The 25,311-nt window shown below is 71.9% G+C and carries 22 protein-coding genes; 10 read left to right on the top strand and 12 right to left on the bottom strand.

Annotated elements, in window-relative coordinates:
- Positions 1 to 59: 59 nt before the first annotated feature.
- The gene (gene glnA / locus CTZ28_RS03980; protein ID WP_121887804.1) at positions 60 to 1,421 is read right to left on the bottom strand and encodes a type I glutamate--ammonia ligase; all 1,362 of its coding nucleotides are present in this window, start codon (positions 1,419 to 1,421) and stop codon (positions 60 to 62) included.
- Positions 1,422 to 1,813: 392 nt separating this feature from the next.
- Here glnA and CTZ28_RS03970 point away from each other — a divergent pair, with 392 nt between their 5' ends.
- The 3 genes from CTZ28_RS03970 to CTZ28_RS03960 all read left to right on the top strand — a co-directional run bounded on the left by CTZ28_RS03970 (position 1,814) and on the right by CTZ28_RS03960 (position 4,987).
- Positions 1,814 to 2,488 carry a DUF3105 domain-containing protein gene (locus tag CTZ28_RS03970; RefSeq protein ID WP_121887802.1) on the top strand — a complete coding sequence of 225 codons (675 nt, stop codon included), beginning with the start codon at positions 1,814 to 1,816 and terminating at the stop codon, positions 2,486 to 2,488.
- A gap of 10 nt (positions 2,489 to 2,498) precedes the next feature.
- On the top strand, positions 2,499 to 3,125 hold the full coding sequence (locus tag CTZ28_RS03965) for a DUF305 domain-containing protein (RefSeq protein WP_121887801.1): 627 nt from the start codon (positions 2,499 to 2,501) through the stop codon (positions 3,123 to 3,125).
- Positions 3,126 to 3,238: 113 nt separating this feature from the next.
- Positions 3,239 to 4,987, top strand: coding sequence for an NAD+ synthase (locus CTZ28_RS03960; protein WP_121887800.1), 1,749 nt, complete (start codon positions 3,239 to 3,241; stop codon positions 4,985 to 4,987).
- 432 nt (positions 4,988 to 5,419) lie between these two features.
- On the opposite strand, the gene CTZ28_RS03955 is transcribed toward CTZ28_RS03960, so the two are convergent.
- The 4 genes from CTZ28_RS03955 to CTZ28_RS03940 form a co-directional block, all read right to left on the bottom strand.
- A complete protein-coding gene (locus tag CTZ28_RS03955; protein ID WP_121887799.1) occupies positions 5,420 to 6,637 on the bottom strand; it encodes an MFS transporter in 1,218 nt (405 codons plus the stop codon).
- 88 nt (positions 6,638 to 6,725) lie between these two features.
- On the bottom strand, positions 6,726 to 7,772 hold the full coding sequence (locus tag CTZ28_RS03950; protein ID WP_121887798.1) for an endonuclease/exonuclease/phosphatase family protein: 1,047 nt from the start codon (positions 7,770 to 7,772) through the stop codon (positions 6,726 to 6,728).
- Positions 7,773 to 7,956: 184 nt separating this feature from the next.
- Positions 7,957 to 8,586, bottom strand: coding sequence for a TetR/AcrR family transcriptional regulator (locus CTZ28_RS03945; protein WP_121887797.1), 630 nt, complete (start codon positions 8,584 to 8,586; stop codon positions 7,957 to 7,959).
- Between the two features lie 87 nt (positions 8,587 to 8,673).
- On the bottom strand, positions 8,674 to 10,263 hold the full coding sequence (locus tag CTZ28_RS03940; protein WP_183154258.1) for a DHA2 family efflux MFS transporter permease subunit: 1,590 nt from the start codon (positions 10,261 to 10,263) through the stop codon (positions 8,674 to 8,676).
- A 201-nt stretch (positions 10,264 to 10,464) separates the two neighbouring features.
- On the opposite strand from CTZ28_RS03940, the gene panB reads away from it, so the two are divergent.
- The 3 genes from panB to CTZ28_RS03925 all read left to right on the top strand — a co-directional run bounded on the left by panB (position 10,465) and on the right by CTZ28_RS03925 (position 13,314).
- Entirely contained in the window at positions 10,465 to 11,331 is an 867-nt protein-coding gene (panB, locus tag CTZ28_RS03935) for a 3-methyl-2-oxobutanoate hydroxymethyltransferase (protein ID WP_121887795.1), read from the top strand.
- Between the two features lie 151 nt (positions 11,332 to 11,482).
- Positions 11,483 to 12,508, top strand: coding sequence for an ATP-binding cassette domain-containing protein (locus CTZ28_RS03930; protein WP_183154257.1), 1,026 nt, complete (start codon positions 11,483 to 11,485; stop codon positions 12,506 to 12,508).
- Complete coding sequence (locus CTZ28_RS03925; protein ID WP_121887793.1) at positions 12,505 to 13,314, top strand: ABC transporter permease; 810 nt, start codon at positions 12,505 to 12,507, stop codon at positions 13,312 to 13,314. The genes CTZ28_RS03930 and CTZ28_RS03925 overlap by 4 nt, the downstream gene beginning before the upstream one ends.
- A gap of 130 nt (positions 13,315 to 13,444) precedes the next feature.
- On the opposite strand, the gene CTZ28_RS03920 is transcribed toward CTZ28_RS03925, so the two are convergent.
- The gene (locus CTZ28_RS03920; protein ID WP_121887792.1) at positions 13,445 to 16,828 is read right to left on the bottom strand and encodes an AfsR/SARP family transcriptional regulator; all 3,384 of its coding nucleotides are present in this window, start codon (positions 16,826 to 16,828) and stop codon (positions 13,445 to 13,447) included.
- Positions 16,829 to 17,091: 263 nt separating this feature from the next.
- On the opposite strand from CTZ28_RS03920, the gene CTZ28_RS03915 reads away from it, so the two are divergent.
- Positions 17,092 to 17,892 (top strand): site-2 protease family protein, encoded by an 801-nt coding sequence (locus CTZ28_RS03915; RefSeq protein WP_121887791.1) that lies wholly within the window; start codon positions 17,092 to 17,094, stop codon positions 17,890 to 17,892.
- Here CTZ28_RS03915 and CTZ28_RS03910 read toward each other — a convergent pair.
- From CTZ28_RS03910 to CTZ28_RS03900, 3 genes are all read right to left on the bottom strand, one after another.
- A complete protein-coding gene (locus CTZ28_RS03910) occupies positions 17,882 to 18,094 on the bottom strand; it encodes a hypothetical protein (protein WP_121887790.1) in 213 nt (70 codons plus the stop codon). The two genes, CTZ28_RS03915 and CTZ28_RS03910, sit on opposite strands and share 11 nt — an antisense overlap.
- Positions 18,095 to 18,176: 82 nt before the next feature.
- Entirely contained in the window at positions 18,177 to 18,902 is a 726-nt protein-coding gene (gene npdG / locus CTZ28_RS03905; RefSeq protein WP_121887789.1) for an NADPH-dependent F420 reductase, read from the bottom strand.
- Between the two features lie 38 nt (positions 18,903 to 18,940).
- Entirely contained in the window at positions 18,941 to 20,014 is a 1,074-nt protein-coding gene (locus CTZ28_RS03900) for a sialidase family protein (protein WP_121887788.1), read from the bottom strand.
- A 154-nt stretch (positions 20,015 to 20,168) separates the two neighbouring features.
- On the opposite strand from CTZ28_RS03900, the gene CTZ28_RS03895 reads away from it, so the two are divergent.
- On the top strand, positions 20,169 to 20,768 hold the full coding sequence (locus tag CTZ28_RS03895; protein ID WP_121887787.1) for a hypothetical protein: 600 nt from the start codon (positions 20,169 to 20,171) through the stop codon (positions 20,766 to 20,768).
- Between the two features lie 45 nt (positions 20,769 to 20,813).
- Here the strand turns inward: CTZ28_RS03895 and CTZ28_RS03890 are convergent, their stop codons facing one another.
- Positions 20,814 to 21,044: a hypothetical protein gene (locus tag CTZ28_RS03890; RefSeq protein WP_121887786.1), complete on the bottom strand. Its 231-nt coding sequence runs from the start codon at positions 21,042 to 21,044 to the stop codon at positions 20,814 to 20,816.
- Between the two features lie 58 nt (positions 21,045 to 21,102).
- Between CTZ28_RS03890 and map the strand changes: the two genes are divergently transcribed.
- Both map and CTZ28_RS03880 read left to right on the top strand, forming a co-directional pair.
- Positions 21,103 to 21,960 carry a type I methionyl aminopeptidase gene (gene map / locus CTZ28_RS03885; RefSeq protein WP_121887785.1) on the top strand — a complete coding sequence of 286 codons (858 nt, stop codon included), beginning with the start codon at positions 21,103 to 21,105 and terminating at the stop codon, positions 21,958 to 21,960.
- 123 nt (positions 21,961 to 22,083) lie between these two features.
- Positions 22,084 to 22,731, top strand: a complete 648-nt coding sequence (locus tag CTZ28_RS03880; protein WP_121887784.1) for a biliverdin-producing heme oxygenase — start codon at positions 22,084 to 22,086, stop codon at positions 22,729 to 22,731.
- Between the two features lie 363 nt (positions 22,732 to 23,094).
- Here the strand turns inward: CTZ28_RS03880 and CTZ28_RS03875 are convergent, their stop codons facing one another.
- Both CTZ28_RS03875 and CTZ28_RS03870 read right to left on the bottom strand, forming a co-directional pair.
- Entirely contained in the window at positions 23,095 to 23,739 is a 645-nt protein-coding gene (locus tag CTZ28_RS03875; protein ID WP_121887783.1) for a PhzF family phenazine biosynthesis protein, read from the bottom strand.
- A gap of 68 nt (positions 23,740 to 23,807) precedes the next feature.
- Positions 23,808 to 25,301, bottom strand: a complete 1,494-nt coding sequence (locus CTZ28_RS03870) for an HtaA domain-containing protein (RefSeq protein ID WP_121887782.1) — start codon at positions 25,299 to 25,301, stop codon at positions 23,808 to 23,810.
- Positions 25,302 to 25,311 lie beyond the last annotated feature (10 nt).

Below are 25,311 nucleotides of genomic sequence, written 5' to 3'. Positions count from 1 at the left end.
GAAGGGCTCGACGCCGTGGGGCCGACGGTCCGTGACCGTCGGCCCGCGCTGACCCGCGCCTACAGCACCGGCAAGTTCTTGCGCAGCTCGAACGCCGTGACCTCCGAACGGTACTCGTGCCATTCCGCGCGCTTGTTGCGGAGGAAGAAGTCGAAGACGTGTTCGCCGAGGGTCTCGGCGACGAGGTCGCTGCGTTCCATCAGGGTCAGGGCCTCGCCGAGGTTCTGGGGCAGCGGCTCGATGCCCATGGCGCGGCGCTCGGCGTCGGAGAGGGCCCAGACGTCGTCCTCGGCACCCGGCGGCAGCTCGTAGCCCTCCTCGATGCCCTTGAGGCCGGCGGCCAGCAGGACGGCGTAGGCCAGGTACGGGTTCGCGCCCGAGTCGAGGGAGCGGACCTCCACGCGCGCGGAGCCCGTCTTGCCCGGCTTGTACATCGGCACCCGGACCAGGGCCGAGCGGTTGTTGTGGCCCCAGCAGATGTACGAGGGGGCCTCGCCGCCGGCGCCCGCCGTGCGCTCGGAGCCGCCCCAGATGCGCTTGTAGGAGTTGACCCACTGGTTGGTGACCGCGGAGATCTCCGCCGCGTGCCGGAGCAGCCCGGCGATGAAGGAGCGGCCGACCTTGGAGAGCTGGTACTCCGCGCCCGACTCGTAGAACGCGTTCCGGTCGCCCTCGAAGAGGGAGAGGTGGGTGTGCATGCCGGACCCGGGGTGCTCGCTGAACGGCTTCGGCATGAACGTCGCCTGCACCCCCTGTTCCAGCGCGACCTGCTTCATGACCAGGCGGAACGTCATGATGTTGTCGGCCGTGGAGAGCGCGTCGGCGTAGCGCAGGTCGATCTCCTGCTGGCCCGGGGCGCCCTCGTGGTGGGAGAACTCGACCGAGATGCCCATCGACTCCAGCATGGTGATCGCCTGGCGGCGGAAGTCCATGCCGACGTTGGTCGGGGTGTGATCGAAGTAGCCGGAGTTGTCGGCCGGGGTGGGCCGGGAGCCGTCGAGCGGGCGGTCCTTCAGCAGGAAGAACTCGATCTCCGGGTGGGTGTAGAAGGTGAAGCCCAGGTCGGAGGTGCGGGCCAGGGCGCGCTTGAGCACGTATCGGGGGTCGGCGAAGGACGGGGAGCCGTCCGGCATGAGGATGTCGCAGAACATGCGGGCCGTGCCGGGGGTCTCGGCGCGCCAGGGCAGCACCTGGAAGGTGGACGGGTCCGGCTTGGCGATCATGTCGGACTCGTAGACCCGGGCGAAGCCCTCGATGGCGGAGCCGTCGAAGCCGATGCCCTCGTCGAACGCCTGTTCAAGCTCGGCGGGGGCCACGGCGACGGACTTGAGGAAGCCCAGCACGTCCGTGAACCACAGGCGTACGAACCGGATGTCGCGCTCCTCCAAGGTCCGGAGCACGAACTCCTGCTGCTTGTCCATCTTCCGCTTCCCCATCCTTGCTGGTCAGGCCGCCTCTCCCCGGTGCCACCGGAGGCGGTCGGGCACCTGAGCATCCCACCACAACACCATTTCATGCGCGTTGCGGACCTTGATCGCCCGGCCGACCTCGCGCTGAACGCGCCGGGTCCGGCTGGTGTACTGCTCTGCCGCCCATCTTGCCTGTCCGGACCGCCATCCGTAATGGCCGATCCCGATCGTTCCCGCCCGTTTTGGTGCGCGTCGCCGAGGCGGCATGTACGCGCGCTTCGATTCCCTGGCGTCCCCCCGATTCCTGTGCCCGCCCTACGAAACGCCACCCCCCGCCCATTACGATCAGCGAGCGCCACCTCCGTACCACGCCCCCGACCCTTTCCCCCAGAAGGACACGCCTCATGGGTTCCGCCAAGAACAACAGCAGCGCGGCGCGCAAGGCCCGCATAGCGGAGATGCAGCGGGCCGAGCGCGCCCGCGAGCGCCGCAACCGGCTGCTCACCGTCGCCGCGAGCGTGGTCGTCGTCGCCGGTCTGGTCGTCGGCGGTGTCGTCCTCGTGAACGCACAGTCCGACTCCACGAACAGCGCGTCGGACGACGCCAAGAACGCCGGCGACTCGGGGCGCTTCACGACCGGCGCGGACGGCGTGCGCACCTGGAAGGGCGACCTGGCGCGCAACCACGTGGAGAAGAGCGTGACGTACCCGATGCAGCCGCCCGTGGGCGGCAACCACAACCCGGTGTGGCTCAACTGCAACGGCGATGTCTACACCTCGGCCGTGAAGAACGAGAACGCGGTGCACTCGCTGGAGCACGGCGCGGTCTGGGTGACGTACACCGCCGCTGCGCAGAAGGCGGACGTGGACGCGCTCGCGGCCAAGGTGAAGCAGACCCCGTACTCGCTGATGAGCCCGTACGAGGACCAGGCGGCCCCGCTGATGCTGTCGGCGTGGGGCCACCAGCTGACCGTGAAGAGCGCGGACGACCCGGCGGTGGCCACGTTCTTCTCGACGTATGTACAGGGCGAGCAGACGCCCGAGCCGGGTGCCTCGTGCACCGGCGGGACGATGAAGTGAGGGCGGCGCGGTGAAGGGGCACATAGCCTGGGTCGCCGGGGCCGCGGCGGCGGCGCTGGTCGCGGCCGGCGCGATCACCTACGCGGTCGCCGAGGACGGCGGCTCCGGCACGGCGGTACCGGGCGCCGAGTCCGCGGACGCCGGGTTCGCGCGGGACATGGCGGTCCACCATCAGCAGGCCGTCGAGATGTCGTACATCGTGCGCGACCGCACGAAGGACGAGGAGGTCAGGCGGCTCGCCTACGACATCGCGCAGACGCAGGCCAACCAGCGGGGCATGCTGATCGGCTGGCTGGATCTGTGGGGGCTGCCGAAGGTGTCGGCCGAGCCGCCGATGACCTGGATGGGCATGGGCGGCATGCCCGCCGGCAAGGACGGCGCGCTGATGCCGGGCATGGCGACCAACTCCGAGCTGACGAAGCTGGGCACGCTGTCGGGCGAGCAGGCGGAGGTCTTCTACCTCCAGCTGATGACGGACCACCACAAGGGCGGTGTGCACATGGCCGAGGGGTGTGTCACCCGGTGCACGGTCGGGGTGGAGAAGCGGCTCGCGCAGGGCATGGTCGAGGCGCAGCAGTCCGAGATCGCGCTGATGGACGACATGCTGAAGAAGCGCGGAGCGGCGCCCCGTTCCTGATCACCGGGACAGCTCGCTCAAGGCCGTACGGGGCTACGACGACGTGACCGGCGTGGGGTGCACCACACTCCGTGCCACCCCCATCGCGTCGCTCTGACGATTACACTGGGCGGGTGCCTCAACTTCGTCTCGCCCTCAACCAGATCGACTCGCGCGTCGGCGACCTCGCCGGAAACACCGAGACGATCCTCCGCTGGACCCGGCACTCCGCCGAGCGGGGAGCGCATCTCGTGGCGTTCCCCGAGATGGTGCTGACCGGATACCCCGTCGAGGACCTGGCCCTCAGATCGTCGTTCGTGACGGCGTCCCGGGCCGCGCTGCGCTCGCTCGCGGCGCGGCTCGCGGAGGAGGGCCTCGGGGAGCTGCCGGTGATCGTCGGCTACCTGGACCGCAGCGAGAGCGCCCAGCCGAGGTACGGCCAGCCGGCCGGTGCCCCGCAGAACGCGGCGGCGGTGCTGCACCGCGGCGCGGTCGCCCTGAACTTCGCCAAGCACCACCTGCCGAACTACGGCGTCTTCGACGAGTTCCGCTACTTCGTACCCGGCGACACCATGCCGGTGGTGCGGGTGCACGGCGTCGATGTCGCCCTGGCCATCTGCGAGGACCTGTGGCAGGACGGCGGCCGGGTGCCCGCCGCGCGCTCGGCGGGCGCGGGCCTGCTGCTGTCCGTCAACGCCTCCCCGTACGAGCGCAACAAGGACGACACCCGTCTTGAGCTGGTGCGCAAGCGCGCCCAGGAGGCGGGGTGCACGACCGCCTACCTCGCCATGATCGGCGGCCAGGACGAGCTGGTCTTCGACGGCGACTCGATCGTCGTCGACGCCGACGGCGAGGTGATCGCGCGGGCGCCGCAGTTCGAGGAGACCTGTGTGCTGCTGGACCTGGACCTGCCCGCGGCCTCCGCGCAGCCGCCCACCGGAGTGGTGGACGACGGCCTGCGCATCGACCGGGTGATCCTCTCCGCGGACCCGCTGCCCGCGTACCCGCCGGAGCGGACCGGCGGCTACGCGGACCGCCTCGACGACGACGAGGAGGTCTACCAGGCGCTGGTGACCGGCCTGCGCGCCTATGTGCGCAAGAACGGCTTCCGGTCCGTGCTGATCGGTCTGTCCGGCGGGATCGACTCGGCGCTGGTGGCGGCGATCGCCTGCGACGCGGTGGGCGCGGAGCATGTGTACGGCGTGTCCATGCCGTCGAAGTACTCCTCGGAGCACTCCAAGGACGACGCGGCCGAGCTGGCCCGGCGCACCGGCCTCAACTTCCGGACCGTCCCGATCGCCCCCATGTTCGACGCGTACATGGCGTCGACCGAGCTGACCGGGCTGGCCGAGGAGAACCTCCAGTCACGGCTGCGCGGCACGCTGCTGATGGCGATCTCCAACCAGGAGGGCCAGATCGTCCTGGCTCCCGGCAACAAGTCGGAGCTGGCGGTCGGCTACTCGACGCTGTACGGCGACTCGGTGGGCGCGTACGGCCCCATCAAGGACGTGTACAAGACATCGGTGTTCCGGCTCGCCGAGTGGCGCAACCGGGCGGCGGCCGAGCGCGGCGAGACCCCGCCGATCCCGGAGAACTCCATCACCAAGCCGCCGAGCGCCGAACTGCGCCCCGGCCAGGTCGACACGGACTCGCTGCCGGACTACCCGGTCCTGGACGCGATCCTCGACCTGTACGTCGACCACGACAAGGGCGCCGACACGATCGTCGCCGTCGGCTTCGACCCGGAGCTGGTCACCAGGACGCTGCGCATGGTGGACACGGCGGAGTACAAGCGCCGCCAGTACCCACCGGGCACAAAGACCTCAGCCAAGGGCTTCGGCAAGGACCGCCGCCTCCCCATCACCAACAGCTGGCGAGAATAGCTCCGCCGGTTCCAACGCGGGGCAGGCGGCGCCCCGAAAGGGGCGCGAGGAACTGCGCGCCCAACCACAACAAACCCGCAGCCACCAACGCACCCCGATAGGGGCGCGGGGAACTGCGCGCTCAGCCACGACGAACCCGCAGCCACCAACGCGCCCCGACAGGGGCGCGAGGAACTGCACGCCCAGCCACAACGGACCCGCAGCCACCCACCAACAGCACCCCGATAGGGGCGCGGGGAACTGCGCGCTCAGCCACGACGAACCCGCAGCCACCAACGCGCCCCGACAGGGGCGCGAGGAACTGCGCACCCAGCCACAACGAACCCGCAGCCACCCCCAACCACTCAGCCACAACGCACCCCCCCCCACCCCCGCGCCGAAGGCGCAGCCGCAGGGAACCACACGCCCAGCCACAACACACCCCGCCCAGATTCACGGCCGCACCGACTCCTGCTGATCCGGAACATGGGACGCGACCAGGTGTTCCCGAGCGGCCGGCAGGCCACGGCGACGGTCCACCGCATAAGCCACCCCGGCCACCCCGAGCCCCAGCACCGCGAGCGCCGCCCCAGCGACCGCCGGTGAGGTCACGCCGAAGCCCGCGGCCAGCGCCAGGCCGCCGATCCACGCTCCCCCGGCGTTCGCCAGGTTGAAGGCCGCCTGGTTGGCCGAGGACGCCAGGGAGGGTGCCGACGCCGCCTTCTCCATGACCATCAGCTGCAGCGGCGAGCCCGTGACGAACGCGGCCGTGCCGAGCAGGGCCACCGCGAGCGCCGCGCTCCACTCCGCCCGCATCAGCACCGGGAACAGCGCCAGGACCAGCACCAGCGAGGCGAGCCCGCCGAAGAGCGTGCCGCGCGTCGCGTGGTCGGCGAGCCGGCCGCCGAGCAGATTGCCCACCGTCGCGCCCACACCGAACAGCGCAAGCAGCAGCGTCACCCCGGACTCGGCGAACCCGGCCGCGTCCGTGAGCATCGGTGTGACATAGCTGTACGCGGCGAACAGCGCGCCGAAGCCCGCCACGGTCGTACCGAGAGCCAGCCACACCGGCACCGAGCGCAGGGCGGCCAGTTCGCCGCGCAGGCCGGTCGCGGGGGCGTGGGTGTGGTCGGGCGGGATCAGCAGGGCGAGGGAGGCGATGGCCGCCAGGCCGATCACGCTCACCCCGAGGAAGGTCGCCCGCCAGCCGAAGTGCTGGCCGGCCAGGGTCGCCGCCGGGACGCCCGCGACATTGGCGAAGGTCAGGCCGAGGAACATCAGCGAGACCGAGCGGGCCCGGCGCTCGGGGGCGGCCATGGTCGTCGCGACCACGGCGCCGACGCCGAAGAACGCGCCGTGCGGCAGGCCGCTGAGGAACCGGGCGGCCAGCAGGGACTCCTGGCCGGGGGCGAGGGCGGACAGCACGTTGCCCACCACGAACAGGGCCATGAGGCCGATGAGGACGGTACGGCGGGACATCCGCGCGGTGACCGCGGCGAGCAGCGGGGCGCCGATGACGACGCCCAGCGCGTACGCGGAGACCAGATGCCCGGCGGTGGGGAGGGAGATGTGCAGGTCGTCCGCGACGTCGGGCAGCAGGCCCATCATCACGAACTCGGTCGTACCGATGCCGAAGGCGCCCACGGCGAGGGCGAGCAGGGCCAGGGGCATGAAGGAGCCTGTGCCTTTCGAAGAAGGGAGCGGGACAGCTTATGTTCAGCTTCGGAACAAAGCATCGCAGGCTCAGTATTCCGGCGGGTTAAGCGGACATGTCGACCTTCACACGGGCCGCCACCGGAAGATGGTCGCTGCCCGTCCTCGGCAGCGTCCACGAACTCTCCGGCTCGACCCCCTTCACCATGATCTGGTCGATCCGCGCCATCGGGAAGGACGCCGGCCAGCTGAACCCGAACCCGCTGCCCGCCGCGCCCTGCGTGGAGCGCATCTGGGAGGTGACGGCGGTGAGCGAGCGGTCGTTCATCGTACCGTTCAGGTCACCGAGCAGCACGACCCGCTGCAGCGACTCGTCGGCGATCGCCTCGCCCAGCGCGTCGGCGCTCTTGTCCCGCTGCCGGGCGGTGAATCCGGACGCCACCTTCACCCGCACCGAGGGCAGATGGGCGACGTACACCGCGACCCGGCCGTCGGGCGCCGCGACCGTGGCACGCATGGCGCGCTTCCAGCCCAGCTCGATGTCGACGGACCGGACCGCGGTCATCGGGTACTTGCTCCACAGCCCGACCGTGCCGACGACCGAGTGGTACTTGTACGTCGCCGCCAGCGCCTTCTCGTACACCGGGACGGCGGACGCCTTCAGCTCCTCCAGCGCCAGCACGTCCGCGCCGGAGGCGGCCACGTTGCGGGCGGTGCCGGACGGGTCCGGGTTGTCGGCGTTGACGTTGTGCGTGGCGACCACCAGATCGCCCCCGCCGACCGTGCGGTCGGTGAGCAGCCCGCCGAAGACGTTCAGCCACACCACGGACGGCAGCACCAGCATGATCAGCGCGGTCGCCGACCGGCGGACGAGCCCGAGCACCAGCAGCACCGGGACGAGCAGGCCCAGCCAGGGCAGGAAGGTCTCGGTGAGGCTGCCGAGGTTGCCCACGGTGTTGGGGATGTGCGAGTGCAGCAGCATCACCAGGGCGAGGAGCAGGGCGAGCGCGGCGAGGACGATGCCGCGGCGCCAGATGCCCCGGTCACGCCAGCCGTGGCGCAGGCGGAGCAACAGACGCCGGAACCAGGAGCCCCGCTGCTCGGGACCCGAGCCGCCGTCGTCCGTCTCCGTCACGTACGCCTGCTGCGCCATACCGTCGCCTCACAACTTGCCGTGCACACCGTCGTCCCCCTGGGTTACGACCCTAGGGGATGATCGGCTCCGTTCTCGCCGTCCCATGACGGCCGTACGGAAGTCGAGGACGACCAGGCGGGTGCCGGGAGTTCCGGTGGCTTCCGGGGCGGGTGTGGACTGTGACGAAACGCGCACATTCGGGCTATCCGCCGGGCGGGCTGACGGGCCGTAGGCCGGCCAGCGCGGTGTCGACGATCCGCTCCGCGAGACCCTCGGGAAGTTCCATGTCGGGGCGCAGCACGGCGCGGACGAGCATGGGTCCGACGAACATGTCGTTGGCCAGTTCGAGGTCGATGTCGGAGCGGAGTTCGCCGTCGCGCTGCCCGCGGCGCAGGATCTCCAGACCCCGCTCGCGCCGGGGCCTTATCACGCTGGTGTTGTAGGCGGCCCAGATCTTGGGGCTGCTCTTCATCTGCGCGTGGACGTTGTGCATGATCGCCGAGGAGCGGTTGGCCAGGCCGCGCAGGCGCATCGATTCGAGCAGCACGACCAGGTCGTCGCGCATGGAGGTGCCGGGGAGTTCGGGGTCGGGGGGCTCGGCGGCGCGCATGACGTCGACGAACAGTTCCTCCTTGCCGCTCCAGCGGCGGTAGATCGTGGCCTTGCCGACGCCGGCCGTACGGGCGATCCGCTCGATGGACAGCTCGGCGAGGGACACGCCGTCCTCCAGGAGCTTCATCACACCTTCCAGGATGGCGCGTTCCACGGCTTCGCTGCGCGGACGGCCCCGGGCGGGGCCGCGCTGCTGCGGGCGGCTGTCGGCAAGGCTCACGTCACTGCGTCCTTTCGCTGTGCTGCGGGAATTGTCCCGCAGCAGCCTCCTTCCCCCCTGTTGCCTCTCCGGACGCGCGCGGACCGTTCAGTCCGCGGCGGCGATCAACTCCTGTTCCCGCTCGCCCTGCTGATCGGCCGGCGGCCGGCCCGGCAGGAAGAGCGCCACCACCAGGGCGCCGAGCAGCGCGACACCGGTCCCGCACAGCGCGGTGACGTGCATGGCGTGCAGGAACGCGTCGTTGGCGGGGCCGACCAGCGCCTTGCCCTGCGGGCCGAGCCTGGCGGCGACGCCGAGGGTGGCCTCGATGGACCCGGCCGCGGTGTCCCGCAGTCCGGCCGGCACCGGCCCGAGCTTGTCCTCGATGCCGCTGCGGTACGCGGCGGACAGCACCGAGCCGAGGACGGCGATGCCGAGGGCGCCGCCGACCTGGCGGAAGGTGTTGCTCAGCGCGGAGGCGGACCCGGCCTTCTCGCGCGGCAGGGCCTGCATGATGACGACGGAGGTCGGCGTCATGATGTGCGCCATGCCGGTGCCCATCAGGAAGAAGACCAGTTCCAGCAGCCAGATCGGGGTGTCCGCCTCGAAGGTGGCGAAGACGGCCAGGGTCGCGGCGATCAGGATCAGCCCGGCCGTGGTGGTGGCCCGGTTGCCGAACCGGTCGACGACCAGCCGGGCGCGCGGCGCGAAGATCATCTGCGCGACGGCCAGCGGCAGCATCAGCAAGCCGGACTCCAGCGGCGAGTAGCCGCGCACGCTCTGGGTGTAGAAGACGCCGAAGAACGTCACGCCCATCAGCGCGAAGAAGACCAGCGCGATGGCGCTCATGGCGGCCGAGAAGACCTTGTTCTTGAAGTACGTGACGTCGAGGGACGGGTGGTCGCTGCGCTTCTCGAAGAGGACGAAGGCGACCAGGACGGCGAGTCCGGCGGCGACGGTGGCCAGCACGGTCGGGTCGGTGAAGTCGGCGAGTTCGCCGCCCTTGATGATGCCGTAGACGAGCAGGACCAGGCCGATCACGGAGAGCACGACGCCGACGGGGTCGACACGGCCGGGCTTCGGGTCGCGCGAGTCGGGCACGAGCCAGACCATCAGCGCGACCGCGAGGATCACGATCGGCACGTTGATGAGGAAGACGGAGCCCCACCAGAAGTGGTCGAGCAGCGCGCCGCCGGTGATCGGGCCGATGGCGATGGCGAGTCCGACGCCGCCCGCCCAGATGCCGATGGCCTTGGGCTGCTCCTCGCGCTCGAAGACGTTCATGAGCACGGCGAGGGTGGCGGGCATGACGAAGGCGGCGCCGAGCGCCATGAGCGCGCGGTAGGCGATGAGCTCGCCCGGGGAGCCGGACTCGGCGGCCAGGGCCGAGCCGATGCCGAACACGACGAGGCCGCCGAGCAGGATCTTCTTGCGGCCGATCCGGTCGCCGACGAGGCCCGCGGTGAACAGCAGGCCGGCGAAGACGAGGGTGTAGGAGTTGATGGCCCACTCGATCTCGCTCTGGGTGGCGCCAAGACCGGTGGGCGCGGGCATGGAGATCGTCTTGACCGCGACGTTCAGGATCGAGTTGTCCAGTACCACGATCAGCAGGCTCAGCATCAGGACGCCGAGGATGGCCCAGCGGCGCCGGTGCACCTCTTCGGATATCCGGGAGGCGGGGACGGCAGGAGTTGTCATGGGAACGACTCTAGGACCATTTCGATACGGAACCGTCTCGTATCTTATTCCTTTGCCCAGACCTTACCCCGCCGGGCCGGTGCCGGGATGCCGAGGGGAACACACGGGGGTCCCCTGGCCGTCCCTGGCACGAGATGCCACCATGGACACGATCCGGAGACGCCGTCAGGGCGCTTCGAGATGACTGAAGGAGCCGTTGCCATGACGCAGCTTTCGGCTGCCCAGACCAAGCCCTCCGACGGCAGCAAAGCGCTGTACGGGGGCAAGGGCACGCGCCGCATCACCGTCCGCGACATCGCCCTCGCCAAGGAGCGGGGCGAGAAGTGGCCCATGCTCACGGCCTACGACGCCATGACCGCGTCCGTCTTCGACGAGGCCGGCATCCCGGTGATGCTGGTCGGCGACTCGGCGGGCAACTGCCACCTCGGGTACGAGAGCACCGTGCCCGTCACCCTCGACGAGATGACCATGCTGTCGGCCGCGGTCGTGCGCGGCACCCAGCGCGCTCTGATCGTGGGCGACCTGCCCTTCGGCTCGTACCAGGAGGGCCCGGTGCAGGCGCTGCGCTCGGCGACCCGGCTGGTGAAGGAGGCCGGGGTCGGCGCCGTCAAGCTGGAGGGCGGCGAGCGCTCGCACGAGCAGATCCGGCTGCTGGTGGAGTCCGGCATCCCGGTCATGGCCCATATCGGCCTGACCCCGCAGTCCGTGCACTCCATGGGCTACCGCGTACAGGGGCGCGGCGAGGAGGCGGCCCAGCAGCTGCTGCGCGACGCGAAGGCCGTACAGGACGCGGGCGCGTTCGCGGTGGTGCTGGAGCTGGTGCCGGCGGAGCTGGCGGCCGAGGTGACCCGGGTGCTGCACATCCCGACCGTCGGCATCGGCGCCGGACCCGAGACGGACGCGCAGGTGCTGGTGTGGACCGACATGCTGGGCCTCACCGGCGGCCGGGTCCCGAAGTTCGTGAAGAAGTACGCCGATCTGCGGGCCGTCATGGGCGACGCGGCCAAGGCCTTCGCCGAGGACGTCGTCGGCGGAACGTTCCCCCAGGAGGAGCACTCCGTCCATTAGGCGGCTAGGCGGCGGACCCGCCCCGGACCACCACGGCACCACCAGGACGGCCCGCCGATCTTCCCCCGTCGGCGGGCCGTCCGGCCGTGCAGCGCGGGGGTGTCGGTGTGCTGTCGGTCGTTTGTCGGTGGGGGCTGGCACCTTCTTCGGCATGACGCGAATCGACAACAAGCCCAGCGGCCGTGGCGACGCCGTGACCGTACGGGGGCTGGTCAAGCACTACGGCGAGACCAAGGCGCTGGACGGTGTGGACCTGGATGTGCGCGAGGGCACCGTGATGGGTGTGCTCGGGCCGAACGGGGCCGGCAAGACCACCATCGTACGGATCCTGTCCACCCTGCTGGCCCCCGACTCCGGCCGCGCGACCGTCGCCGGCTACGACGTCGTACGCCAGCCCCGGCAGTTGCGCCGGGTGATCGGCCTGACCGGGCAGTACGCCTCCGTGGACGAGAAGATCTCCGGCCGCGAGAACCTGTATCTGATCGGCCGCCTCCTCGACCTGTCCCGCCGGGACGCCCGCGCCCGCGCCGACGAACTGCTGGAGCGGTTCTCGCTCACCGAGGCGGCCAAGCGGCCCGCGGGCACCTACTCCGGCGGCATGCGGCGGCGGCTCGACCTGGCCGCCTCCATGATCGGGCGGCCCGAGGTGCTGTTCCTCGACGAGCCGACCACCGGCCTCGACCCCCGTACCCGCAACGAGGTGTGGGATGAGGTCAAGACCATGGTCGGGGACGGCGTCACCGTCCTGCTGACCACTCAGTACATGGAGGAGGCCGAGCAGTTGGCCTCCGAGCTGACCGTCGTGGACCGCGGGAAGGTCATCGCGAACGGCGGCATCGAGGAGCTGAAGGCCCGCGTCGGCGGCCGGACGCTGCGGGTCAGGCCCGCCGACCCGCTGGAGCTGCACCCGCTCGCCGGGATGCTCGACGACCTGGGCATCACCGGGCTCGCCACGACGACCGTGGACAGCGAGGCCGGCAGCCTGCTGGTGCCGATCCTCAGCGACGAGCAGCTGACCGCCGTGGTCGGCGCGGTCACCGCGCGCGGCATCACCATCTCCTCGATCACCACCGAACTCCCCAGCCTGGACGAGGTGTTCCTGTCGCTCACCGGCCACCGCGCCAGTGCCCCGCAGGACCCCGAGCCCGCCGACACCCGCCAGGAGGTCGCCGTATGAGCTCCGTCACCCCGCTGACCGCCGACGCCCGGATCCCGCTGCGCGGCCATCTGCGGCACACGGGCGCGCTGATCCGCCGCAACCTGCTGTGGATCCGACAGGACCCGGAGTCGATGTTCGACGCCCTGCTGATGCCGGTCGTCTTCACCCTGCTGTTCGTGTACGTCTTCGGCGGCTCGATCGGGCAGGCCCTCGGCGGCGGGCAGGACGGGTACGTGCAGTACGTCATCCCCGGCATGCTCGCCATGACCAGCATGACCCTGTCCCAGGGCGTGGGGACCGGCTTCAACCAGGACTTCAACAGCGGTGTCATGGACCGCTTCCGGGCCCTGCCGATCGGCCGCGGCTCGGTGCTGTTCGCCAAGATCGCGGTGGAGCTGGTCCGGATGCTGTTCGCGACCACGGTGCTGATGATCGTCGCCGTCGCGGTGGGTTTCCGGATCACCGACTGGCCGGGGCTGTTCGCGACCGTCGGGCTGTCCGCGGCGTTCGCCTCGGCGATCATGTGGGTGTTCATCACCCTCGGCGTGGTCATGAAGAACGCGCAGTCCGTGCAGGCGATGGGCTTCCTGGTGCTGTTCCCGCTGCAGTTCGGCTCGTCGATCTTCGCGCCGACGGACTCGATGCCCAGCTGGCTGCGGACGTTCACCGACTACAACCCGCTGTCCTCGCTCGCGGACGCGGCCCGCGGACTGATGGTGGGCGGGCCGGTCGCGCACGACCTGTGGGTGACGCTCGCCTGGTCGGTGCTGATCACGGCGGTGATGGCACCGGTCGCGATCCACAAGTTCCGCACCAAGAGCTGACACACGCTCAGACCAGAGCGGTGGCCTCCGCGAGGGAGAGGCCACCGCCCTCCGCGTACGCGGCTCGAATGGCCGACGGGCAGCAGCGCATCGGCAGCCTCCAGACAGCGGGCCCCGCCCGGGGCGCGGGTCAGACCAACGCGGTGGCCTCCGCCAGAGAGAGGCCACCGCCCTCCTCGTACGCGGACCGATACGCCGCCTCGTCGAGCACCGCCCGGATCCCCTCCCGCGCCCGGCCGCGCACCGCACGCTCCATACCCGCCGCGAAATGACCGACAGGCAGCAGCGCGTCGGCGGCGCCCAGGCAGCGGGCGGCGTCCGCGGCACGGCTGCCGCCGTCGACGCGGGCCAGGGACACCGCGGCGACGGTCAGGTTGACGGACGAGAGCTGCGGGACGATCACCCGGGCCAGCGGTTCGGCGCACTGCCGCAGCGAGGTGCGGATCTTGTCCAGGGCCTCCTCGTGCCGGCCGTCGACGGCGTCCACCCAGGCCTCCTGGCCCAGGAGCATGGTGTCGAACACGATAAAGTGCGCGATCTTGAACTCCGCACGGAGCAGCCGGAGCTGCTCGCGCGCCTCGGCGACGCGGCCGTCCGCGGCGAGCCAGCCCGCGAGAAAGATCCGGGCGGCGGGCAGCGCGTCGTTGCCGGCGCTGTCCTCACGGGCGAGCACCTCGCGCAGCAGCCGCTCGCCGCGTTCCGTCTCGCCCGCTTCGATGAGCACGCCACCGAGCCGGGCGGACAGCACCGCCATCTGGGCGCGGGCGCCGAGGAGTTCGGCGTGCTCGATGGCCGCCGTGTAGTCGGCCGCGGCGGCCTCGAACTCGCCCTTTCGTTCATGGCCCTCACCGCGCGCGGACAGCGCCTCCGCGGTGCCCCAGTCGTCCCCGAGGCGCCGGTAGATCTCCAGGGCCTCGTCGGCGTCGCGCACGGCGTCGCCCGCCCAGGCGGTGCGGTTGGCGCGCATGCCGGCACGGAGCTGGAGGGCGCAGGCGAGGTCCCACTCGTAGCCCGGCGTCTCCCGGCAGACGCGCACAGAGGCGTCCAGGATCAGGTGCAGCCGCTCGATGTCACCGGTCAGGACCACGGCGTAGGCCCAGACCATCCCGGGGGCGCGGCAGGCCTGCGGGAGGCCGGGCGCGTAGGTCCGGGAGATGGTGTGCAGCTTCTCCAGGGTCCCGGGGCTGTCCAGGGCGTCCACCTCGGCCTCCATGGCGGCCACATGGGCGAGGTGGACACCGCGCCGGGCCTCGGTGAGGAGTTCGCCGGTCAGCGGGGGCGGGATGTCGGTGCAGCGCTGCCAGACCGGCTGGGCGGGGCGAACGGGTTCGCTGAACGGGTCGGGGCCGAGGGCCATGACCTCGCTGCACCAGTGCCGGGACTCCCCGCGCAGATCGCGCATCTGCCAGTACCAGACCAGGGAGAGAACCAGGCTGAGGCCCTCCTGCTCGTCGCGCGCGGCGACCGCGCGGCGCAGGGCCGTGCGCAGGTTCTCGTACTCCAGCTCCAGCCGTCGGATGGCCGCGCGCTGGCCGGAGCCGCGCAGCAACGGGTCGGTGGTGCGGGCGAGTTCGCGGTAGTACGTCAGATGGTCGCGCTCGGCCTGCGGGCGCTGTCCGGCCTGCTCGAGCCGTTCGGCCGCGTACTCGGCGACGGTCTCCAGGAGCCGGTAGCGCATCGTGCCGTCGGCGGCCGGGGCCGCCACCACGAGGGACTTGTCGACGAGAGAGCCGAGCGCGTCGAGGGCGACCGGGCCGCAGACGGCCTCGGCGGCGGCGAGGTCGCAGCCGCCCGCGAAGACCGACAGCCGGCGCAGCACGTCCCGTTCGTCCTCGTCCAGCAGGTCCCAGGACCAGTCGACGACGGCCCGCAGGGTCTGCTGGCGGGCCCGTACGGTGCGGCTGCCGGAGGTGAGCAGCCGGAAGCGGTCGTCGAGCCGGTCCGCGATCTGACGGGGCGTCATCAGGCGCAGCCGGGCGGCGGCCAGCTCGATGGCGAGGGGCAGCCCGTCGAGGCGCCGGCATATCTCGGCGCAGGCCGCCCGGGTCTCCTCGTCGGCCTCGACGCGGAAGCCGGGCAGGGCCGCGGCGCCCCGGTCGGCGAGCAGCCTGAGCGCGGCCGGTTCGGGCAGCGGCTGCACGGGCCGGACCAACTCGCCCGGCACGCCGAGGGGTTCGCGGCTGGTGGCCAGCACGGTCAGGCCGGGGCAGCGCTCCAGGAGCCGGGCCGCCAGCCGGGCCGCCGCGTCCACGACGTGCTCGCAGTTGTCGAGGACGATCAGCATGCGGCGTCTGCCGCAGTGCTCGACCAGCCGGCCGACGGGGTCGTCGTGCCGGTCACCGACGGCCCGCATGCCCTCGGCGCCGGCCCCGTGCAGCACGGTCTCGCGGGCGCCGATCGCGGTGAGCACGGCCTCCGGTACGGCGGCCGGGCCGTCGACGGGCGCCAGTTCGGCGAGCCACACCCCGTCCGGGACGGTGTGCCGCATGCTCTCGGCGGCCTCCAGCGACAGCCGGGTCTTGCCGGCCCCGCCGGGCCCGAGCAGCGTCACGAGCCGGGCCGCCGCGAGGTCCCCGCGGATCGTCTCGATGTCGCCCTCGCGCCCGACGAAGGAGGTGAGCCGGGCGGGCAGGTTCCCGGGGACCGACGGGCCGCCGCGCCCGCCGGACGGGCCGCCGCGCCCGCCGGACGGGCCGGCCTGCGGCCCGCCGCCGTTCGGGCGCCGCACGCCGGGCGCGCCCGCGGTGCCGGCCGGGCCGGATCCGGGCGCGCGGCCGGTGGGCTCCCCGGTCCGCAGCAGTTCGGCGTGCAGGGCGCGCAGGTCAGGTCCGGGGTCCGAGCCGAGGCGGTCGGCGAGCAGCCGTCGTACGTCCTCGTAGCCGGCCAGCGCCTCGGCCGTACGGCCCGCGTCACGCAGTGCGCGCAGCCGCAGCACCTGGAGGGGTTCGTCCAGGGGGTGGCCGTCGCACAGGGCGGTCAGCTCGGGCAGCGCCTGTTCGGCGTGGCCGAGCGCGAGGGCGGCGGTGTGCCGGGCGCGCAGCGCGTCCAGCCGCCGGGCGTCCAGGCGGGCCGCCTCGGCGGTGCGGTCGGGCAGGTCGGCGAGCGGCGGTCCCTGCCACAGGGCGAGGGCGTCGTCGAGGGCACCGGCCGCCTTCCGCGGGTCGCCGTCGGCCAGGGCGCGCAGGCCGTCGGTGGTCAGCCGCTCGAAGCGGTACAGGTCGATGTCGTCAGCCGGGGCGGCCAGCCGGTAGCCGCCGTCCGCGGAGGCGACGGCCTCGGCGCCCAGGGCCCGCCGCAACCGGCCCACCAGCGCCTGCAACGCCCCGGTCGCGTCGGCGGGCGGCTCCGCGCCCCACACCTCGTCGACCAGCAGGCTCGGCGGTGCGGTGCGGCCGGGCCGCAGCGCCAGCGCCGTGAGCAGGGCACGCAGCCGCGCCCCGCCGACCGGGACGGGAGTTCCGTCGGGGCGGAGCGCCTGGGTGGTGCCGAGGATCCGATAGCGCACGGGGTCCATTGTCCCCGGAGACGCCAGGGCGCCGCCTCCGGGTTTACACCCGCGTGAACGGCGGGGAGTCGAGGACGGGCGTCCGGACCGCCATGGGGATCCCGATCTCGTTGTTGAAGGGCCCGGGACGCCGAAGGGCCCGGGACGCCGAAGAGGCCGGACCGCGAGCACCGGTGGACCAGGAACCCGCACCGGTCCGCGGGACGTTCCCCCCACAGCACCGGTACGGTCTACCCCGCCCCGCCCGACACGCCCCGTCAGGAGCCCGCCGCATGACCACCGTCACCACTCGCCGCAGTGACCGGAGGATCAGTCCCGTGTTCCTCGGGCTGCTCGCCGTCACCGCGGTCACCGGCTGGGCTACCTGGACGGGGTTCGCCCAGCAGCCGGGCGTCGCCGTGTTCCTGTTCGTGACGGCGGCCTGGATCGTCTCCCTGTGCCTGCACGAGTACGCGCACGCGCGCACCGCGCTGCACAGCGGCGACATCACGGTGGGCAGCAAGGGCTATCTGACGCTGAACCCGCTGAAGTACACGCACGCGCTGCTGAGCATCGTGCTGCCGGTGCTGTTCCTGATCATGGGCGGCATCGGCCTGCCGGGCGGTGCCGTGTTCATCGAGCGCGGCCGGATCCGGGGCCGCTGGCGGCACAGCCTGGTCTCGGCGGCGGGCCCGCTGACGAACGTGCTGTTCGCGGCGGTGTGCACGGCGCCGTTCTGGCTGGACGCCCTGGACGGGGTGCCCCGGGACTTCCGGTACGCGCTGGCCTTCCTGGCGCTGCTCCAGGTCACGGCCGCGATCCTGAACTTCCTGCCGGTGCCGGGCCTGGACGGCTACGGCGTGCTCGAGCCGTGGCTGTCGTACGGCATCAAGCGCCAGGTGGAGCCGTTCGCGCCGTTCGGGCTGCTGTTCGTGTTCGCGCTGCTGTGGATCCCGTCGCTCAACGGCGCGTTCTTCGACCTGGTCGACGCGATCCTGCGCGGCCTCGGGATCGGCGCCCTTGATCAGTACTGCGGCCATGAGCTCTATCGCTTCTGGCTGGGCAGCAACGCCTACTGCTCGGTCAGCCCGTGACGGACGGCCGGTGGCCGGTCCTGCCCCGCTTCACGTAGTACCAGCACATGTTGCTGGACAGCCCGGCCAGCAGCACCCAGACGATGCCCAGCCAGCTGCCCTGGACGAACGAGACGACGGCCGCGGCCGCGGCGAGGACGCAGACGACGAGGGTGTAGAGGGCGAGCCGCCGGGTCGGGCCGGGCGGGAGCAAGGGGGACATGGGGATGGCTCCTGTCGGGGACACTGCTGGACCTGCTGGACCTGTCGGACCGCCACCAGTGTCCCCCATGGGCCGGCGCGCCTCACACGTCGGTGATGCGCAGCCCCGCGTGCGCCTTGTACCGGCGGTTGACGGAGATCAGGTTCGCGACCAGTGACTCCACCTGGTGGGCGTTGCGCAGCCGCCCCGCGAAGATGCCGCGCATGCCCGGGATCCGCCCCGCCAGCGCCTGCACGATCTCCACGTCGGCCCGCTCCTCGCCGAGGACCATCACATCGGTGTCGATCTCGGCGATCTCCGGGTCCTGGAGCAGCACGGCGGACAGATGGTGGAAGGCGGCGGTGACCCGGGAGTCCGGCAGCAGTGCGGCGGCCTGCTCGGCGGCGCTGCCCTCCTCGGGCCTGATCGCGTAGGCGCCCTTCTTGTCGAAGCCGAGCGGGTTGACGCAGTCCACGACCAGCTTGCCGGTCAGTTCCCCGCGCAGCGACTCCAGCGTCTTGCCGTGGCCGTCCCAGGGCACGGCGACGATCACCACATCGCTGCGGCGTGCGGTCTCGGCGTTGTCGAAACCCTCGACGCCGTGCCCGAGTTCACCGGCGGCGGCCCGGGCGCGCTCGGCGGCCCGCGAACCGATGAGCACCTGCTGGCCGGCCCGGGCGAGCCGGTAGGCGAGGCCCTTGCCCTGCGGTCCGGTGCCGCCGAGCACGCCGACGACGAGCCCGGAGACGTCGGGCAGGTCCCAGGGGTCCTTGGCGGGCGTCCCGGCGGGTGTCACGGTGGGCTGCTGTGCACTGTCGGTAGAGGTCATGCGGCCGACTCTACGTCCGTCGCCGTGCGCCCACGCTGTCAGGTGAGCGCCGTGACGGGCACCCGGCGGAACGTGACCGTCTCGTAGGCGCCGCGGTCGCCGGTCTCGTAGAGGAGCCCGATGGTCGCGGTGTCGATCCGGGCCAGGTCCGAGTAGGCGGCGGGCCGGTCGTCGACCGTGTGCGCCGGGCGCCAGGTGGTGCCGCCGTCGGCGGAGACGCGCAAGGTCATCAGGGCGCGGGCGCCGGGGGCGCCGGGGCCGGAACAGAGCAGCAGGTCGGGGGCGCGCAGTTGGAGGACGGCGGCCTGGCAGACGGGGCCGGGCAGGCCCGGCTGCGGGCGGAACGGCCCGGTCAGGGTGCGGCCGCCGTCGGCGGAGTGGGCGTCGGCCCGGGCGGCGGCCGTGCGGGAGGCGGTACGGGTGTTGAAGTAGACGCGTCCGTCGGGGAGTTCGGCGGCGCTGGTCTCGTTGGCGTGGACGTCGCCGGTGATGTCGTCGGCGAGGTAGCCGAGGTACCAGCCGGCGCCGTCGTCGTCGCTGAGCAGGCAGTGGCCGCCGTAGTAGTGGGGCTCCGTGCCGGTGTCGTCGCCGGTGGGCGGCAGGGAGTGGTTGGCGGGGACGACGATCCGGCCGGTGCTCAGCCGGAGCGCGTGGCCGGGGGTGGTGGCGTACCAGCGCCAGCCGGGCGGTTTCACCGACGCGGTGATCTCCCTGGGCGCGGACCAGGTCGCGCCGTCGTCGTCGCTGTGCCGCACCCAGACCCGGCGGCCGTCCGCGTCCGGGACCTCGCCGCGCCGTACGGCGTCCTCGGTGGCGCGGGCGGCGGAGCGGACGTGGACGAGCAGGATCCGGCCGGTGCCGAGGACGACGGGCGCCGGGTTGCCGGCCAGTTCCCCGCCGCCCGGCGCGGCGACCTGGAGCGGGCCCCAGGTGCGGCCGCCGTCGGTGGAGCGCTTCAGCACGATGTCGATACGGCCGTGGTCGTACGCGGAGTCGCGGCGGCCCTCGCAGAAGGCCAGCACGGTGCCGGGGCGGGTGACGACCACGGCCGGGATCCGGTAGCCGGCGTAGCCCTCGTGGCCCGCGCGGAAGGGGACACTGACGTCGGTCATGGGCCTGCTCCTCTTCGATCTCAGGTTCCGTCTCAGGTTCCGTCTCAGGTTCCGTCTCAGGTTCGGTCTCAGGGACTGGGCTCCTTCCCCGGGTCGGGCGAATTCAGGGTGAACTCCGCGTCACAAGCGGCCGGTTGCGGCAGGATGCGGTGGCATGGATGCCGTACGGGTGGCGCTGTTGCGCGAAGTGCTCGCCGGGACCGAGTGGTTGGGGGCCACCCGGCGGTTCGGGGGCGTACTGCGCGGCTCGGTGGTGGCGCACGGCGGCGGTCTGCTGCTGGTGGGCACGCCGGAGTACGAGCCGTGGCATCTGGCGGCGCATCTGGTGGACGAGGCCGCCTGGTCGGGCACGCCCGAACTGGCCCCGACGCTGGTACGGCACGACGCGCGCCCCACGGATCCCGCGCATCTGGCCGTCGGACCGGGGCGGATCGCGGCGGCGCGGCGGGGCGAGACGCTGCTCGTCGTGGCGCCCGGGGAGCCGGCGCCGCTGCTGGAGCGGGTGCACGACGCGCGGCGGGCCGGGGTGACGGTGCTGGCCCTGGGCTCGGGCGGGGGCGAGCTGGCCGCGATGGCGCAGGAGACGCTGGCGGTGCCGGAGGACGGCGAGCTGGACCTGGACACGGTGCAGCACCTGGTGAGCGCGGCGGCCGGCGAGAACGCGGTCCCCTCCCCACGGGGCCGCCGCACCTTCCGCGACCGCCTGACCGCCCTCACCGAAACCCTGACGGCCCCGCCGCCCGCGTCCTGGTAGCCCCTGGCACCGGCGCGGCGGGGAGAGCCGGGCCGAGGCGGGCGGTCAGTCGTCGTCGGTGGCGCGGCCGGCGGCGTCGTGCCAGCGTGGGTCGTTCTCCCACTCCAGGTTGCGCTCGCGGGCGGTGTCCATCGCGTGCTCGGCCTCCGCGCGGGTGGCGTACGGGCCCATGCGGTCCTTGGCCGGGCACTCCGGCCCCTCCTCGACCTTCTTGTGTTCGAGGCAGTAGTACCACTCGCCCGGCTTTCCGACCGTCCGCTTCTTGAACAGGGCCATGACCGGCTCCTTTCGCCAGGGACATGGTCCCCCATGTCCGCTGGTTAGACTCGCTGGCATGTCTGGCCAGTCGTTGCTCGTACCAGGGGAGCTGTCTCCCACCCGTTCGGTACCCGGAAACATCCGCCGCCCCGAGTACGTCGGCAAGCCCGCGCCGACGCCGTACACCGGGCCGGAGGTGCAGACCCCCGAGACGGTCGAGGCGATGCGCGTCGCGGGCCGGATCGCCGCGCAGGCGATGGCGGAGGCCGCGAAGATCATCGCGCCCGGGGTGACCACGGACGAGCTGGACGCGGTGGCGCACACCTACATGTGCGACCACGGCGCCTACCCGTCGACGCTCGGCTACCGAGGCTTCCCCAAGTCGCTGTGCACCAGCGTCAACGAGGTCATCTGCCACGGCATCCCGGACTCGACGGTGCTGCGCGACGGTGACATCGTCAATCTGGACGTGACGGCGTACATCGGCGGGGTGCACGGCGACAACAACGCGACGTATCCGGTCGGCGCCGTGGACGACGAGTCGCGGCTGCTGGTGGAGCGGACCCGGGAGGCCCTCGACCGCGCGATCAGGGCGGTCCGGCCGGGCCGGCAGATCAATGTCATCGGCCGGGTCATCGAGTCGTACGCCAAGCGCTTCGGCTACGGGGTGGTACGGGACTTCACCGGCCACGGCATCAACTCGTCCTTCCACTCCGGGCTGATCGTCCCGCACTACGACAGCCCGCACGCGACGACGGTCATGCGGCCGGGGATGACGTTCACCATCGAGCCGATGCTGACGCTGGGCACGTACGAGTACGACATGTGGGACGACGGCTGGACGGTGGTCACGAAGGACCGCAAGCGGACCGCGCAGTTCGAGCACACGCTGGTGGTCACGGACTCGGGGGCGGAGATCCTCACCCTGCCGTAGCACCCGGAAGCGCCCGAGGGGCCCGCCACGGGTGGTGGCGGGCCTTTTCTTGTTACTCTTTTACCGACAATGCGTCGGGAAAAGTATTGACTTAGGTAAGGCTAACCTTAGATGATTCGTTCTATGGAGTCCTTCTCGACAGTCATCCGCACCGCCTCCCATGAGCAGCACGTGGAGGCGGAGACCTCGACGTTCATGAGCGACCTGCTCGGCGGCAGGCTCGGCGTCGACGCGTACGCCCGCTACACCGAGCAGCTGTGGTTCGTGTACGAGGCACTGGAGTCCGGGGCCGAGCAGCTGGCCTCCGACGCCGTGGCCGGCCCCTTCATCAAACCTGAGCTGTTCCGGCTGGCCGCCCTGGAGCACGACCTGGCCCATCTGCGCGGGCCCGACTGGCGCGCCGGGCTCTCCGCGCTGCCCGCCACGGTGGCTTACGCGGACCGGGTGCGGGAGTGCGCGGAGCAGTGGCCCGCCGGGTACATCGCGCACCACTACACCCGTTACCTCGGCGACCTGTCCGGTGGTCAGATCATCCGCGACAAGGCGGAGCGGACGTGGGGCTTCGCGAAGAAGGGCGACGGGGTGCGGTTCTATGTCTTCGAGGGCATCGACAATCCGGCCGCGTTCAAGCGTGGGTACCGTGAACTGCTGGACGCGGTGCGGGTTGATGATCTGGAGAAGCAGCGGATCGTGGCCGAGTGTCAGGGTGCGTTCGCTTTGAATTCCGGTGTGTTTCGGGGGTTGGGGGCGGAGTTTTCTCTCAGCGCGTGAGCGCTCCGCTGGGTTCGGGGAAAATGTGCGTGCCGTGGATGTTTTTGGTTCTGTACGGCTTGTTTGCAGCCGACCGCGCAGTTCCCCGCGCCCCCTTCGGGGGCGGTACGTTCGTGGTTGGGTGCGGGTTCGTCGTGGCTTAGCGCGCAGTTCCTCGCGCCCCCTCGGGGGCCGCATCATCGTGGTTCGGTGCGGGTTTGTTGTGGCTTGGCGCGCAGTTCCCCGCGCCCCTGGGGGGCGGCACGTTCGTGGTTTTGTGCGGGTTCGTCGTGGCTTGGCGCGCAGTTCCTCGCGCCCCTTTGGGGGGCGCATCATCGTGGTTCAGGGTTGGCTTGCGGTTTTTCGGGGTTGCTCGGGGGTGGGTTAGGTTTCTAGGGTTACTCTGCCTGCTAGTTCTATCCAGTTGTTTGGTTGGGGGGCCGTCAGGAGTTGGGAGCCTTTGCCCTGGGTTATGTTGAGGGCTCTGTTCAGTTCGGCCGTGAGGAGTAGGGCCGCCGCTCCCGTCGCCTCGTCCTCGTCGATTCCGTCGTCGCGGCCGGGGAACGCGCGGGCGCGGACGCGGCCCGCGGCCTCGTCCTCCCAGGCCCAGGCGTAGATCCAGGTGCCGGGCTCGGGCACCGGCAGGGCGTCGACCTCGGCGGCCGTCGCGTACTGGCGCAGCGTGCGCGGCGGCGCCCACTCCGGGCGGGCCTCGATCCAGCTGAACTCGCCGTCCTGCCGGGCGCCGACCACCCCCGCGGGCGTGACCAGTTCGGGCACGTCGAGCAGCCAGGCCGTGCCGACGCAGGGGTGGCCCGCGAAGGGCAGGCGCAGGGTGGGGGTGTAGATGTCGACGACGCCGCGCTCCGGGTCGTCCACGAACACCGTCTCGCTGAAGCCGAGTTTGGCGGCGAACGCCTGCCGGTCGCTCCGCTCGGGCAGCACCGAGCCGTCCCGGACCACGCCGAGTTCGTTGCCGTAGCCGCCGTTCGGCGCGCAGAAGACGCGCAGCACGTCGTAGTCAGTCACCCAGGCATTCAAGCACCGGGGGCGGCCGGCCGTCGCGGCGGCCGGCCGCCCCGTTGTACAGGTCCGGTTCAGGAGCGGGCGTTCCCCGGTACCGGCACCTGACGCCTGCGTACCGCGAGGACCACTCCGGTTCCCGCGGCCACCGCCAGCGCGGCCCCCGCGCCCAGTGCGCCCGCCGGGACCTCCGAGCCGGTCGTGGCGAGGCTGCCGGTCGCGCCGCCGGTCGTGGAGCCGGTGACGCCGCCGCTCGCCGTGCCGGTGCCGCCGGAGGTGCCGGTGCCGCCCGAGATGTCCGAGCCGCCCGAACCACCGTCGTCGGAAGGGAGTTCGGCGTCGTCGGTCAGGGCCACGGACAGGTCGACCGGGTCGAGTTCGGTGCCCGCCTGGTAGAAGCCGCCGAAGGCCTTCGCGCCGGCCTCGGTGAGCGTCGCGGTGACGCCCTTCACGGTGATGACGTCGTCCGTCGCGGTGAGGTCCGCCGAGGGCGCCTTCAGGTCGGCCAGCACCACGTCCGCCGACTTCTCGCCGAGGCTCGTGACATCGGCGGTCAGCTCGCCCGTACCGCCGTCGAGCGTCGCGCGGAGGCCGTCGAGGGTCAGGTCGAGGCCGTAACTCCCGTTGTTCTCGTGGCCCTTGAAGTTGACGGCGCCGTCGAAGGCGGCGTCGAGGGTGCCGGCGTCGGTGTCGTAACTTCCGGTCGCGTCGGGGAAGGTGAACGCGCCGTTGCCGTCGGCCTGGGTGGCGCCGTCGGACACCGTGATCGTGCCCTGGGCCACGCCGTCCACCACGTACTTGCGGAAGGACTCCTTGACGCCCCAGGCGAGCGTGCCGTCGGCTATCTCGCCCTGGGCGGGGGCCGGTTCGGAGGGGGAACCGCCGGGCGTGGCCGTCGGGGAGGGCGTCGTGCTCCCGGTCGCCGACGGGGACGGAGAGGTGCTCTCGGTCGCGCTGGGGGTCGGGGACGGCGTCGGCGAGGTCGTCTCGGACGTCGACGGGGAGGGGGACGGGGACGTCGTCTGGACGACCGTCAGCGGGTCGCCGGCCGCGCCCTCGTAGCCCGCGCTGCCGAAGACGTCCGCGGCCTCCTTGGTGAGCGTGGTCGTCATGTCCGTCATCTGGCGGGTGACGGCGACCGTCGCGAGCGGTACGTCCTGCGTGGTGCTGCCGCCGCGGGTGACGTCGGCGGTGATCTCGGCGTCCTTGCTGTCGAACCTGACGTCGCTGAGGGTCAGTTCGAAGCCGTGCAGCTTGGACTCGATCGCCAGGCTGCCCTCGAAGCCGAGGGACACGGTGTGCGCGTCGGAGTCGTAGCCGCCGGTGCCCCGGACGAAGGTGAAGGCACCGTTGTCGGCCGCCTGGCTCGCACCGTCCGCGGGCGTGAAGGTGCCGGCCGCGAATCTGGTCACGTACGTGCGGTACGACTGCTTGATGCCCCACGTCAACTCGTAACCGCTGAGCGGGACTTCGGCGGCCGAGGCGCTGGTCGCGGTGAACGCGCCGGCGCCCAGGGTGACCGCGAGGGCGGCGGCGAGGGCGAGGCGCCTTGGGGTGGTGGCAGGCATGGGAGGTTGC

The organism is Streptomyces shenzhenensis, from assembly GCF_003688995.1.
Taxonomy (GTDB): Bacteria; Actinomycetota; Actinomycetes; order Streptomycetales; family Streptomycetaceae; genus Streptomyces; species Streptomyces shenzhenensis_A.
This window is presented reverse-complemented; position numbering and strand designations above follow the sequence as displayed.

Coding starts and splice junctions, on each gene's coding strand:
- glnA (WP_121887804.1), bottom strand. CDS start 1,421: ATGGACAAGCAGCAGGAGTTCGTGCTCCGGACCTTGGAGGAGCGCGAC.
- CTZ28_RS03970 (WP_121887802.1), top strand. CDS start 1,814: ATGGGTTCCGCCAAGAACAACAGCAGCGCGGCGCGCAAGGCCCGCATA.
- CTZ28_RS03955 (WP_121887799.1), bottom strand. CDS start 6,637: ATGCCCCTGGCCCTGCTCGCCCTCGCCGTGGGCGCCTTCGGCATCGGT.
- CTZ28_RS03950 (WP_121887798.1), bottom strand. CDS start 7,772: ATGGCGCAGCAGGCGTACGTGACGGAGACGGACGACGGCGGCTCGGGT.
- CTZ28_RS03940 (WP_183154258.1), bottom strand. CDS start 10,263: ATGACAACTCCTGCCGTCCCCGCCTCCCGGATATCCGAAGAGGTGCAC.
- panB (WP_121887795.1), top strand. CDS start 10,465: ATGACGCAGCTTTCGGCTGCCCAGACCAAGCCCTCCGACGGCAGCAAA.
- CTZ28_RS03930 (WP_183154257.1), top strand. CDS start 11,483: ATGACGCGAATCGACAACAAGCCCAGCGGCCGTGGCGACGCCGTGACC.
- CTZ28_RS03925 (WP_121887793.1), top strand. CDS start 12,505: ATGAGCTCCGTCACCCCGCTGACCGCCGACGCCCGGATCCCGCTGCGC.
- CTZ28_RS03920 (WP_121887792.1), bottom strand. CDS start 16,828: ATGGACCCCGTGCGCTATCGGATCCTCGGCACCACCCAGGCGCTCCGC.
- CTZ28_RS03915 (WP_121887791.1), top strand. CDS start 17,092: ATGACCACCGTCACCACTCGCCGCAGTGACCGGAGGATCAGTCCCGTG.
- CTZ28_RS03910 (WP_121887790.1), bottom strand. CDS start 18,094: ATGTCCCCCTTGCTCCCGCCCGGCCCGACCCGGCGGCTCGCCCTCTAC.
- npdG (WP_121887789.1), bottom strand. CDS start 18,902: ATGACCTCTACCGACAGTGCACAGCAGCCCACCGTGACACCCGCCGGG.
- CTZ28_RS03900 (WP_121887788.1), bottom strand. CDS start 20,014: ATGACCGACGTCAGTGTCCCCTTCCGCGCGGGCCACGAGGGCTACGCC.
- CTZ28_RS03895 (WP_121887787.1), top strand. CDS start 20,169: ATGGATGCCGTACGGGTGGCGCTGTTGCGCGAAGTGCTCGCCGGGACC.
- CTZ28_RS03890 (WP_121887786.1), bottom strand. CDS start 21,044: ATGGCCCTGTTCAAGAAGCGGACGGTCGGAAAGCCGGGCGAGTGGTAC.
- map (WP_121887785.1), top strand. CDS start 21,103: ATGTCTGGCCAGTCGTTGCTCGTACCAGGGGAGCTGTCTCCCACCCGT.
- CTZ28_RS03880 (WP_121887784.1), top strand. CDS start 22,084: ATGGAGTCCTTCTCGACAGTCATCCGCACCGCCTCCCATGAGCAGCAC.
- CTZ28_RS03870 (WP_121887782.1), bottom strand. CDS start 25,301: ATGCCTGCCACCACCCCAAGGCGCCTCGCCCTCGCCGCCGCCCTCGCG.